The sequence below is a fragment of the Clostridium sp. UBA4548 genome (assembly GCF_002387895.1).
Classification (GTDB): domain Bacteria; phylum Bacillota; class Clostridia; order Clostridiales; family Clostridiaceae; genus Clostridium_J.
In genome coordinates this window covers 218,077-231,414 of record NZ_DGLI01000023.1, presented here as the reverse complement: position 1 = coordinate 231,414, position 13,338 = coordinate 218,077, and the positions used below count along the sequence as shown (strand labels likewise).

The window sequence follows — 13,338 nt, the reverse complement described above, 5'->3', positions numbered from 1 at the left end:
ATTTATAATTTTTAAGATTATTGTAGTATAATATAAAGTTTTGTGTTATAATAAGAACTATGTGTTTAACTAAAGAGATATATAAAGGTTTTACCTATTAATAAAAGGTAAAACTTTTTTCTTGATATATGGAGGGAAGAAAATGATAAGTACAACAGGCGTAAGTTTAAGATATGGTTCACGTAAGCTTTTTGAAGATGTTAATATTAAGTTTACAGAAGGAAATTGTTACGGACTAATTGGTGCAAATGGAGCAGGAAAATCCACTTTCTTAAAGATATTATCTGGAGAAATCGAGCCTAATACAGGTGATGTATCTATAACTCCAGGACAAAGACTTGCAGTTTTAAAGCAAGATCACTTTCAATTTGATGAAGAAGAAGTTTTAAGAACAGTAATGATGGGTCACGCAAGATTAATTGAAATTATGGATGAGAAAGAAGCATTATATGCAAAGGAAGATTTTAGTGATGAAGATGGAATAAAAGCTTCTGAACTAGAAGGGGAATTTGCAGAACTTAATGGTTGGGAAGCTGAAAGTGAAGCTGCAACTTTATTAATGGGCTTAGGAATAACTGAAGATTTACACAGTAAAAAAATGAAGGATTTAAATGGTTCAGAAAAAGTTAAGGTGCTTTTAGCTCAAGCTTTATTTGGACATCCAGATATTCTGTTACTAGACGAGCCTACTAACCATTTAGATATAAAATCTATAACATGGCTTGAAAATTTCCTAATGGATTTCGAAGGAACGGTTATTGTAGTATCCCATGATAGACACTTTTTAAATAAAGTATGTACACATATGGCAGATGTGGACTTTAGTAAAATACAGCTCTATGTTGGGAACTATGATTTCTGGTATGAATCTAGCCAATTAGCACTTCAAATGGCTAAAGATCAAAACAAGAAAAAGGAAGAAAAAATTAAAGATTTACAAGCCTTTATCGCAAGATTTAGTTCCAATGCTTCTAAGGCAAAACAAGCAACTAGTAGGAAAAAGCAACTTGATAAATTAACACTTGAAGATATTAAACCTTCTTCAAGAAGATATCCTTTCGTAGGCTTTAAACCAGAAAGAGAAGCAGGAAATGATTTACTTACAGTTGAGAACTTATCTAAAACTATTGAGGGTGTTAAAATTTTAGATGGAGTGAGCTTTAGAGTAAATAAGGGAGATAAAATTGCATTTTTAGGTGATGGTATTGCAAAAACTACTTTATTTAAGATACTTATGGGAGAAATGGAACCAGATAGTGGTAGCTTTAAATGGGGAATAACAACTTCACAAGCATACTTCCCACAGGACAACTCACAATATTTTAATGATTGTGACATGAATTTAGTTGACTGGTTAAGACAATTCTCTGAGGAGAAAGCAGAAAGCTTTGTTAGAGGATTTTTAGGTAGAATGTTATTCTCAGGAGAAGAGGCTTTAAAACAAGCATCTGTTCTTTCAGGTGGAGAGAAGGTTCGTTGTATGTTATCTAAAATGATGTTAAGCAGCGCTAACGTACTAATTCTAGATGAACCTACTAACCACTTAGACTTAGAGTCTATTACAGCAGTAAATAATGGTTTAATTAGCTTTACAGGAACAGTTTTATTTACTTCTCATGACCATCAGTTTATCCAAACTATTGCTAATAGAATCATAGAAGTAACACCAAATGGTGTCATGGATAGAACTATGACTTATGATGAATACTTAGAGAGTAATGAGATTCAAAAACAAGTTGAAGAAATGTATAAGTTGTAATGAAAATTTCATTTCTTTATAGCGACTTATTATAAATTAATGATCATTGTTGACAAGTCCTTAAATCAGATTTATAATACAATTTATAAATATAAACAAATAAATTATAAAAATTCAATGAAAAGGACAGTACTTTCTTATAAGTTTTAAAGCGAGCAGGGGTAGAGTGGAAGCCTTGTAGAACGTAAGAAGCTAATGTGGCGACACAGCAGTGTTGTATGATGGGTATAAAACTTATCTACATAGGAAGAGAACCTTGGAGAAGCTGCCTGAAACAGATTACTTTAGTAGGGTAAGTCGCAGCTATGCGTTAAATTTTTGAGTGGACTTAGTAAGTCAACAAGAGTGGTACCGCGGATATACCCGTCTCTATTTTAGAGACGGGTTTTTTATTTTTTGTAATATAAGAAAAGCTATTTAGACTAGTTAAATATATTAAGTATAAGGTTCCTTTACGAAGGTTTAACTTATTTATATTCATAATACCTTAAGGGAACCAGAGGAGGACTCTGGTATAAGTTAAGTTTTAGGTTCTATATACTATACATTCAGGGATATTGAAAATAGCTTGTCTATAGGATTATATATTAAATATTGAAGGGAGATTTTAATAATGGATTACAAAAATCATATTGCGTTAAAGTTAAGTGAATATATAGAAATGGATGTAGATAGCATTGAAAGATTAATTGAAATTCCACCAAAAACGGAAATGGGAGATTTTGCTTTTCCTTGCTTTCAGTTAGCAAAGCTACTGAAGAAAGCACCAAATAGCATTGCTATGGAATTAAAAGAAAAGTTCCCAAGAGAAGGTTTTGAAAAAGTGGAAACTTTTGGACCATATCTGAACTTTTTCGTAGATAAATCAGTGTTCATTGGGGCAACTATTGAAAGGATTTTAAAAGATGGGGATAGCTACGGTAGAACAAATCTAGGTGAAGGGAAAAATGTAATAGTAGAATATTCTTCACCTAATATTGCTAAACCTTTTCATGTAGGACATTTATTTACCACTGTAATTGGTAATTCTTTATACAAGATATTTAAATTTCAAGGTTATAATGCTATAGGAATAAATCACTTAGGTGATTGGGGCACACAGTTTGGAAAATTAATCTCAGCTTATAAAAGATGGGGTAAGGAAGATGCTCTTCAAAAGGAGCCTATAACTGAACTTTTAAGGATATACGTTAAGTTTCACGATGAAGCAGAAAATAATCCAGAACTTGAAGATGAAGGCAGAATGTACTTTAAAAAATTAGAGGATGGAGATAAGGAAGCTGTAGAACTTTGGAGTAGATTTAGAGAGTTAAGTTTAAAGGAATTTAGTAACCTTTACAAAACTTTGAATGTCGAATTTGATTCCTATGCAGGGGAAAGTTTTTATAGTAATAAAATGGAAGAGGTAGTACAGGAAATTGAAGATAAGGGGTTACTTGTTGAAAGTAACGGTGCCAAGGTAGTAATGCTGGAGGAATACAACATGCCACCATGTATTATTAAAAAGGCTGATGGAGCAACTATTTATGCTACTCGTGACTTAGCAGCTGCCTTTTATAGAAAGAAAACCTATGATTTCTATAAAAATATATATGTGGTTGGAAAAGATCAAACCTTGCATTTTAAGCAGGTGTTCACTACTATAAAATTAATGGGACATAAGTGGGCGGAAGATTGTAATCATGTTGACTTTGGACTAGTAAGGTTTGCTGATAAAAAGCTCTCTACAAGAAAGGGCGATGTTATATTACTAGATGATCTATTAAATGAAGCAGTGGCAAAAACTTTAGATACAATTAATGAAAAAAATCCTTCCTTAGAAAATAAAGAAGAGGTAGCAAAAAAAGTTGGTATTGGGGCAATGATTTTTACTTACTTAAAGAATAACAGAGAAAAGGATATTGTATTTGATTGGAAGGAGATGCTTAGTTTCGAAGGAGAAACAGGTCCTTATGTTCAATACACCTATGCAAGAGGGAAAAGTATCCTAAGAAGAGTAGAGGAAAGCTGTGAGGCGGTTAATTATAGCAAGCTTTCTTCAAAAGAGGAGTTTGAATTAGTTAAAGAACTCCAAGGCTTCCAAGGAGCTATAGAAGCTGCTGCCGATAAGTTGCAACCAAGCATGGTTACAAGATATGTTATTGAGGTAGCTAAAGCTTTTAATAAATTCTATAATGCACATAACATTTTAAGTTCTGAAGATAAGGATATTAAAAATGCTAGAATTAATCTAGTAAAAGCAACCCTACAAGTACTAGAAAATGGTTTGAAACTGATTGGTCTTGATGTAGTTGAAAAGATGTAAGAGACTAAAGCTTATAAGCTTAAACCTACAAGACTAGCGTGTTAATGTATATAAGTCGTAATAGAATTTCTATATTATTGAGCAAAGTTAAAGTAACTTATATAAAAGAGACTGCAAAGTAGGTTTATTAAATTGTACTCTTTTTATTGCATTATAATACTAAATCAATTTTAAATTATAAATGAAAGAGATTAAAAGTAAAACTTTTAATCTCTTTCATCGTATTTAGGGCATTTAGAATTACAACTTCCACATTCGCACTTTCCTTGAGCTTTTCTTTTTAAGTTTCTATAAAGAATTACTCCAGCAGAAGCTAGAATTATCACAGTTATAATTATTTCCATAATCAATCACTCCTTTAAAAGAATGAAATAAGTTTTAAGCATAAATGAATTATTTTTAATTATTATGCACAAATAACTAAAGAATTATCTGAGCCACATTATAAACTAAGAAAGCAACTATCCATGCTACAACAAACTGATATACCACTGAGAATAATGCAAATTTACCACCAAACTCTTTTTTCATTGTAGCAATTACAGATACACATGGAGTGTAAAGTAAAGTGAAGACTAAAAAAGATAATCCTGTAATAGTGGTAAAGTTAGCAGCAATTTGTGCTACTAAATCTCCAGTGTATAAAACTCCTAAAGTTCCAACAACTACTTCTTTTGCCATAAGTCCTGTTAAAAGTGCCACGGAGTTTTCCCAGGAAGCAAAACCAAGTGGAGCAAAAATAGGATTTATGAATCTACCTATGGAAGATAAGAAACTGGTATTAATATCTGTCATTCCACCCATATTGAAGTTTGAAAGGAACCAAACTATAACAGAAATAGAGAAAATTAAAGTTCCAGCTTTTTTAAGGAACCCTTTTCCTTTTTCCCAGGTATGGAGTAGGAGACTTTTAAGCTCAGGTAACTTATATTCAGGTAATTCTATAATAAAGGGTTCTTCATCCTTCTTGAATAGAGTATTCTTAAATATAAGAGCAATAATAAATGCAACTGAGATTCCAAGTAGATATAGTCCCAAGATAACTAAAGCTTCGTTAGCAGTAAAAAGAGCTGCGGTGAAAAGTCCATATACAGGTAATCTTGCATTGCAGGACATAAATGGAACTATTAAAGAAGTTAACTTTCTATCTTTTTCACTTTCTAAAGTTCTTGCTGCCATGATTCCTGGAACAGAACAACCAAATCCCATGATAAGAGGGATAAAGGCTTTCCCCGATAACCCTAACTTTCTCATTAATTTATCCATTATAAAAGCCGCTCTTGCCATATAACCACTATCCTCAAGGAAAGTTATTCCTAAAAATAAGGCAAGAATTATAGGAAGGAAAACTATAACAGAACCAACTCCACCAATTATTCCATCTATAATTAAGGATTGAAACCAAGCACTAGAATTTGAAAGAGGTATTTGTATCCAAGAAACTAAAGTCCCACCTACAAAGCCATCGAGAACCTCTTGAAGAGGACCGCCAACCCATTCGAAAGTAAATTTAAAAATTAAAAATAATAGTCCTAAGAAAATAGGATATGCAAGAAATTTATTTAATACTATTTTATCAATTTTTTCTGTAGTAGTAACATTGTTATCTTTTTTACCTTCTATTGAGGTTTTTAATAAGTTCTCTATGTAAGTGTAAGTTTCTTTCTCATTCATCTTCAAAAAGTTATGCTTTTTATTTATAGATAAGTCTAAACTATTATAATCATTTTTTTCAATAAAGTTTTTTAGAGTTTCAATTCCAGTTCCTTTAGAAGCTGAAATCGGCATAATAGTAACTCCAAGCTCTTTTGAGAGTTTATGAAAATTAATGTCTATACCTTTAGTTTTTGCAACGTCTATCATATTAACTATTAGTAGAATAGGTTTATTAAACTGAGTAAGCTGAGAAGTTAAATATAAATTTCTTTCAAGCTTTGAACCATCTACTATATTTACAATTAAATCTACATTACCATCAGTTAAAAATTGTTTTGAAACTTTCTCTTCGTTTGAAAAAGTATCCATGGCATATATTCCAGGAAGGTCAACAATTTTTATATCCTTACCAAGGTAACCTTCTTTTTTTTCTACTGTAACTCCAGCCCAGTTTCCTACATATTGGTTAGAACCAGTTAAGGCATTAAAAAGGGTGGTTTTCCCCACATTAGGATTACCTAATAATGCTATTGTCTTCATCCTTAAACTGCCTCCATAATATGAATATTTTTAGCATCTTTTTTTCTTATAGCTAAATCTGTACCTCTTAAGTTTATTATTATTGGATCACCAAGAGGGGCTGCTTTCTTTACAAGTATTTCTGTACCTTCTATAAAACCTAAAGCTAAAAGTCTTTTAGCTAATTTCTCATCACAATTTAGATATTTAATATATCCTTTCATACCAGGTTTTAAATCGAATATGCTCATGAAATTCACTCCTTATTGATAACTATTATCAATTTTATTATAGAGCTATTGAGAATAGTTGTCAATAGTACAATATTATTATTTTCAAGAGAGGATATAAATCATTTAACTGCAATATATATTTTAATTTAAGCTTTTATAATTATTTTAAATAGATTAATAATAATTCTTAGAAATGGTAATATAATTATTATATATGACTAAGAAAAGCTAAAATAATTTTAGGAGTTTTTGCATAAGTTTTTGTAGTTATAATAATTGTATTTAAATAATTCTATAATTAGAGATAGGTGTGATTGCAAGTTTTTATAAAGGATTTTTAGTAAATAATTAAACTTGTTCATTTTTAAAGCCTAATACAACTGTCATAATTCAATGAGTAATTATAGCTCTTAAATTAATTCCTTATATAGAAAATAGGTGTTAAAATGTGGTATAGTATTATTATGCTTTGCAGTTTGAGGTTTGGGAATTTGTCTATACTATTAATCTAAGTATATTTAGGGTCCTACAAAGTTACTACATAAGAAGTACTCCTATTTATAAAGTAATACCCTGTATTTATGAACTTTCCTTATTGGAACATATATATTTTACTTTCAACAAAATTTTTATCTGCATTAAAGAAAGATTTAAGCTAATATATAATTCCTCTTAGTACATTAAGCATAGACATTTAATTTAGAAAAGAGTGATATAGTGATAATTAAAGAAGAAACTATTAAGGTGGAAGAATTTCAGTTAGGAAATAGCTTAGACATCGGTGGGAATAAAGAACTATTTAAGGATGCTATTTTTTTTGACTTGGAACATTATGTGTACAAAAAGCCTATTTGTATAGGGGTTTTTGGGGCAGCCTACTATGACTACAACGCAAGTGAGTTGAAAATAACTCAGTACATGTTAGAGAATAAATACGAATTAAAAAAAATGTTGACAATGGCTAAAGAATATTTTGAGAAAATGAAAGCTATTTATAAGAAGAAATCTATTGTAACCTTTTCAGGAAATAATGATTTTATTGTAATTAACTATTTACTGAATAAACATAACATTGGATATAAAATTAGTGATAACTTCCAACAAATTGACTTACAAAAGAAGTATGAGCAGGAAATGGGTACCTCTATTGGATTAAAAAACTTAGAGAATGTTTTTGGCATAACTAGAGAAAGCGAACTAATAAGTGGATCTAATCTAGCAAAAACTTTTGGTAAAATCATGAAAGATGATGAGTATTTTTCCAGAATGCCTTTAGAGAAAAAAGAGAAAATTTTACTATATAACATGCAAGATGTTGTAAGTTTATTCTATATATATATTAATTGGAAGAACCATGTAGTGAAACCTGTTGAGGTAGAGGAAAACCAACCAGAAACAAATAATATTTCAATTACAAATGATTTTAATTGATTTGAACTAGATTATAAGTCTAGTTCAAATTTTTTTGTCTAATTCTGTGATTATTTCATAGTTTATATAGGTTATATAATAGAAATTTTATTAATAACATATTATTAATAAAATAATCATAGAGTTTTTTATTAAATTATGAGGGGGTTATTTCAATGGATTTAAAAGTTTTTACAGAGGAAAGTAACGAGGAAAACAGTGATTTAGCTAATGCCTATGAAAAAATGAGTGTATCATCATTAACAGTAGATAATAAAAATGAAAATATAAACTGTAGTGATTTCAATAGAACTGAGTCAATAGCCCCAGTTATAAAAAGTCATGTTCATTTAATTGAAGAAGGAAATAAAATTAGGGAATATAAACTTAACTTTAAAGGTACAAATGGTAGGGAGTTTAGGGTATACGAGGTTGAGAATTTAGTTATCGGGAGACCTGTTGAATACCTTTACAAAACTACTATTTTTAATATTATAAGAAATAAACTTACTGAGGCCATGGGAAAAGAACTAACCTTTGAAAAAGAAGTTATAATGGAGAATTATAAAAATCAACTAAATGAAATATTAAAGAATTGTTGAGGATTATATATGAGAGAGTTAACTAAAAAAATCAAAGCTGCTTTGAAAGAAGAAAGGTGTGACTTAGTTCTTAAAAATGCTACTTTTCTCAATGTATTTACTCAAAAGTTAGAAACAGGACATATAGGTATTTATAAAGACAGTATTATAGGAATAGGTGATTATGAAGGAGAAGTTGAAATCGATTGTTCTAATAATTATGTGGTACCAGGCTTTATAGATGCACATGTTCATATAGAGTCCTCTATGGTAATACCTGAAAAATATTCTACCATAGCTTTGAAAAATGGTGTAACAACAGTGATTGCAGATCCTCATGAAATTGCAAATGTTCAAGGAGTTAAAGGAATAGAGTTTATGCTTGAAAACTCTAGGAATACCTTGTTAGATATATTTTATATGTTACCATCTTGTGTGCCAGCCACACCCTTTGAGGATAATGGATATACTTTAGAGCATAAGGAGTTAAAACCATTTATTAATAACCCAAGAATTTTAGGTCTTGGTGAAGTAATGAATGTATCTGCTGTGCTAAATAGAAATGAAGAAATCTTAGAAAAAATCCTTTTAGCTGGAGAGAAAAATATAGATGGACATTGTCCTAATGTGAATGGAATTTCATTAAACGGATACCTATGTGCTAAAATAACAACAGATCATGAATGCTTTACAGTAGAGGATGCTTTAGAAAAAGTTAAAAATGGAATGTATGTAATCATAAGAGAAGGATCTGCAGCTAAGAACCTCACTACTATAATTAAAGCAGTTAACAATGAAACTTATCATAGATTTTTATTCTGTACAGATGATAGGCATTTAGAAGATTTAATGGAAGAAGGTTCTATAAACAACTGCATAAGATTGGCAATAAGAGAAGGAGTTGACCCTATTAAAGCTTTTACCATGGCAAGTTTTAATGCAGCTCAATGCTATGGCTTAAAGAACTTAGGCGCTATAGCTCCAGGCTACAAGGCAGATTTAGTAATATTAGAAAATTTAAAAAGAGTAAATATAACCAAAGTCATCAAAAATGGGAAAGATACAGAGTCTGTAAAATACAATAAAAGCAGTTCCTTTAAGGTTAAAAACTCCATAGATATGGACTTTGTTTCTGAAGAAAATTTTAATGTTTTATTAGAAGGAAAAAGGATAAACGTGATAAAGTGCAAACCACAATCACTTGAAACTAAAAAAGTAGTAAGAGAAATAAAGAGCAACGATGGCGTAATTTCAGGATTAAAGAGTAAGGATATTTTAAAATTAGGAGTTTTTGAAAGACATAGAAAAACAGGAAAATACGCTTTAGGATTTGTAGAAGGCTTAGGACTTAAAAACTGTTCCATAGCACAAAGCATTGCTCATGATTCTCATAATATTATTGTATTAGGTGACAATGATAAAGATATGGCTATAGCAGTGAACTCCTTGATAACAATGGGTGGAGGAATAGCTTTGGTTTCAGAAGAAAAGTTAATAGCCCATTTAAGCTTACCAATAGGGGGTATTATGACTTTTCAAGATCCTAAAATAGTTTCTGAGGCTGTGAAAAGGCTAAATAGAATAGCTAGAAGTTTTGGAATAAAACCTGAATTTGATCCATTTACAACTCTATCATTTTTAGCACTACCAGTAATACCAGAATTAAAACTAACTGCTAGAGGACTATTCGATTATAGTAAATTCCAATTTATAGATTTAGAAAGTAATTCATAGAAAATTAAAGATTTTTGTAATAAAAAGAAATCCAGTTGCTATTATTTAATACAACTTGATTTCTTTTTATGTAAGACTAAATAATTACCCAAATAAGTAATTTCAGAAAATAATTGGTAAAATAAAGCAAAACTATTGATTTATGTCATTTATTTGTTTAATATAGTATATATAGTAAGTCATTTTAAGTGAGTAAAAGGAAACTATGAAGCATGCTCTTATTTGGGCACTTTGTGCATGTGGAGTTTATAGTGCAACCGGCCTTTATATATAGGGCCTTTTTTTGTGCAAAAAATCCGAAATATCATAACAAAAAGGTTGTCTTATAGGAGTAAAACAATGTAAATGTATTCCAATTTTATAGGTGTATATAATTTATGAAGGAAGTGATAAAAATATTAGCTTACATATTAGTTATAGCTTACGGTCTAGTAATTGGAAGTTTCCTAAATGTATGTGTGTATAGAATTCCACTTAGTCAGTCTATAGTATATCCACCTTCTAATTGTACTAACTGCAATAGTAAATTAAAGTGGAATGATTTAATACCTGTATTTAGCTATATATTTCTAAGAGGAAAATGTAGGTATTGCGGAAGTAAAATTTCTATAAGGTACCCCATCCAAGAACTATTAACTGCAATAATCTTTTTAGCAACATATCTACATTATGGTTTATCTTTGTATTTTATAAAATTTGTCATATTATTTTGCTTTTTGATTGTAATCTCAAATATTGATATAAAATTTCAAGATGTGTATATTGTTACTACTATTCCAGGTATAGTTATAGGAACTATTTTTGCGGTTGTAGAAAAATATCTTTATTCAGCTAGCTTAGGAAATTACCTTTTAGGTGCTATTATAGCCGGTGGGATAATTTCTATAGTTGTTTATTCTACAGGAGCAATGGGAAAAGGTGACATAGAAATAGCTCTATTATGTGGAATATTCCTTGGGTGGAAGTATTCCCTAATAATGATAGTATTATCTTTTGTTTCTGGCGGTATAATTGGAGTTATGCTCATTGTATTTAAAATAAAGGGAAGAAAAGATTATATTGCTTTTGGACCATATTTAGCATTAGGAACACTATTAGTAATCTTTTTTGGTAACAACATTTTGAATTGGTATTTACAATTGTTTTTTTAGTAACTAAGAATTTCTAAAATGAAATTTTATAGTAAATTTATTTTTATTGTTTAAAATAATGAATCTTAACGTAATGAAAGTATAATGCTAGTTTCCATGTGAAATAAAAACATTATACATCAATAATTGTACTATGCAAGGAGTGCTTAAAATGGCTATAGGAGGAAAATCAGTTAAACGACTTGGAGATTTGCTAGTGCAAGCTGGAAAAATTAATAACTTTCAATTGCAAGAAGCTTTAAAGAAGCAAAAGTTTCTAGGTAAAAAAATAGGAGAAGTTTTAATTACCGAAGGCTTAGTAACTGTAGAAGATATACTTGAGGTATTAGAAAAGCAAATAGGTATAAAAAGAGTAAATTTAGAATTAATGAATATTGATAAAAAAGCTATTAAGTCTGTTCCACAGAACCTTTGCATGAAAAATGATCTAATGCCTTTTGGGTTTAATGAAAATAAGATAAAGGTGGCAATGTGGGATCCTTTAAATATATTTGCTATGGATGATATCTACATAGCATCTGGTTTTGAAGTTGAGCCCTATTTAGCAACTAGGGATGAAATAAGGCGAGCAATTGAAAGGCAATATTCTGATGAACAGGTAGTTAAAGCTGCAGAAGAGCTATCCAAGGAAAAACAAGGAGACTTAAAAAATCAAATTAATAATGAGGAAACTTTTGATGATATAAAAAATGCTCCTGTGGTTAAAATGATAGATTATTTAATAAAAAATGCTATAGAGCAAAGAGCAAGTGATATACATATCGAGCCTTATGAGAAATTTGTAAGGATAAGATATAGAATAGATGGACAACTTCATCAGATTTCCAATCTGTCTGTGGATAGTTTAGCACCGCTTGTAACTAGAATTAAAATCATGGCTAATTTAAATATTGCAGAAAAAAGAGTGCCACAGGATGGTAGGATTATTACAAGGTTAACAGATAAAGATGTGGATCTTAGGGTATCTATTCTTCCTATGATTAATGGGGAAAAGGTAGTTATAAGGGTACTAAATAGAGATGGTTATGAAATAGGAAAAAATAGCTTGGGCATGAGTGAAGAAGAACTTAAAGTCTTAGATAATATGATAACCAATCCCCATGGAATAATCTTAGTCACAGGCCCAACTGGTAGTGGAAAGTCTACAACTTTATATACAATTCTAAATGAGCTAAATGACGAGGATAAAAACATAATTACTATAGAAGATCCTGTAGAGTATATTATGGAAGGTATAAACCAAGTTAATGTGAATACAAAGTCAGGACTCACCTTTGCTAGTGGATTAAGATCTATACTACGACAAGACCCTGATGCAGTGATGATTGGTGAGATAAGAGATAACGAAACAGCACAAATAGCTGTAAGAGCTGCTATAACAGGACATTTAGTATTAAGTACACTTCATACTAATGATGCGCCTTCTTCTGTGGTTAGACTTGTTGATATGGGAATTGAACCCTATCTTGTGGCAACCTCTATAAGTGGAGTTATAGCACAAAGATTGGTTAAAAAAATATGCAGCAAGTGTAAAAGGGAATATAAGGCATCTGTTCATGAAAAAAGAATATTAGCAATAGACCCTTATGAAGAAGTTATATTGCACAGAGGAGAAGGGTGTGCTTACTGCAACAACACTGGTTATGTGGGAAGAACAGGGGTTTATGAGATGATGGAAATTACAAGGGAGCATAAAGAAGCTATATTAAGTGATAAAAGCTCTGATGAACTTAGAGATATATCTATTGAAAAGGGAATGAAAACTTTAGGAATAGCTTGCAAAAGCTTAGTACTACAAGGGATTACCACTGTGGATGAGTTAGCTAAAATAGCTTTCTTAAAGGAGTAATTTATTTCAAAATATGGAGCTAGGTCCAAAGGTCCATAAAAATAACAATATAAAAATATATCAATATTAGAAGATAAGAATATAAAATATGCAATTTTAGCAGTGATATTAAAGGTATAGAATAGTGATTATTTAGATTTA

Annotated in this window: 10 protein-coding genes and 1 riboswitch; of the genes, 7 read left to right on the top strand and 3 right to left on the bottom strand. The window is 30.3% G+C overall.

The genetic code is table 11. The features are described 5' to 3' along the window. Positions 1–142: 142 nt before the first annotated feature. Together B3040_RS09190 and argS are read left to right on the top strand one after the other, a co-directional pair. Positions 143–1,759, top strand: a complete 1,617-nt coding sequence (locus tag B3040_RS09190; RefSeq protein WP_291572460.1) for an ABC-F family ATP-binding cassette domain-containing protein — start codon at positions 143–145, stop codon at positions 1,757–1,759. 613 nt (positions 1,760–2,372) lie between these two features. Further along, complete coding sequence (argS, locus tag B3040_RS09185) at positions 2,373–4,064, top strand: arginine--tRNA ligase (protein ID WP_291572458.1); 1,692 nt, start codon at positions 2,373–2,375, stop codon at positions 4,062–4,064. 206 nt (positions 4,065–4,270) lie between these two features. On the opposite strand, the gene B3040_RS09180 is transcribed toward argS, so the two are convergent. From B3040_RS09180 to B3040_RS09170, 3 genes are all read right to left on the bottom strand, one after another. Beyond that, positions 4,271–4,408, bottom strand: a complete 138-nt coding sequence (locus B3040_RS09180) for a FeoB-associated Cys-rich membrane protein (RefSeq protein ID WP_291572456.1) — start codon at positions 4,406–4,408, stop codon at positions 4,271–4,273. Positions 4,409–4,484: 76 nt separating this feature from the next. Then, positions 4,485–6,260, bottom strand: a complete 1,776-nt coding sequence (gene feoB / locus B3040_RS09175) for a ferrous iron transport protein B (protein WP_291572454.1) — start codon at positions 6,258–6,260, stop codon at positions 4,485–4,487. A 2-nt stretch (positions 6,261–6,262) separates the two neighbouring features. Then, positions 6,263–6,490, bottom strand: coding sequence for a FeoA family protein (locus tag B3040_RS09170; protein WP_017415963.1), 228 nt, complete (start codon positions 6,488–6,490; stop codon positions 6,263–6,265). A gap of 699 nt (positions 6,491–7,189) precedes the next feature. On the opposite strand from B3040_RS09170, the gene B3040_RS09165 reads away from it, so the two are divergent. From B3040_RS09165 to B3040_RS09145, 5 genes are all read left to right on the top strand, one after another. Beyond that, a complete protein-coding gene (locus B3040_RS09165) occupies positions 7,190–7,903 on the top strand; it encodes a ribonuclease H-like domain-containing protein (protein ID WP_291572451.1) in 714 nt (237 codons plus the stop codon). A gap of 155 nt (positions 7,904–8,058) precedes the next feature. Then, positions 8,059–8,484: a hypothetical protein gene (locus B3040_RS09160; RefSeq protein ID WP_291572450.1), complete on the top strand. Its 426-nt coding sequence runs from the start codon at positions 8,059–8,061 to the stop codon at positions 8,482–8,484. Positions 8,485–8,493: 9 nt separating this feature from the next. Continuing rightward, entirely contained in the window at positions 8,494–10,197 is a 1,704-nt protein-coding gene (ade, locus tag B3040_RS09155; RefSeq protein WP_291572449.1) for an adenine deaminase, read from the top strand. 189 nt (positions 10,198–10,386) lie between these two features. Then, positions 10,387–10,468, top strand: a riboswitch (cyclic di-GMP riboswitch). A 106-nt stretch (positions 10,469–10,574) separates the two neighbouring features. Next, a complete protein-coding gene (locus B3040_RS09150) occupies positions 10,575–11,348 on the top strand; it encodes a prepilin peptidase (protein ID WP_291572448.1) in 774 nt (257 codons plus the stop codon). 151 nt (positions 11,349–11,499) lie between these two features. Continuing rightward, positions 11,500–13,197 carry a GspE/PulE family protein gene (locus B3040_RS09145; RefSeq protein WP_291572446.1) on the top strand — a complete coding sequence of 566 codons (1,698 nt, stop codon included), beginning with the start codon at positions 11,500–11,502 and terminating at the stop codon, positions 13,195–13,197. Positions 13,198–13,338 lie beyond the last annotated feature (141 nt).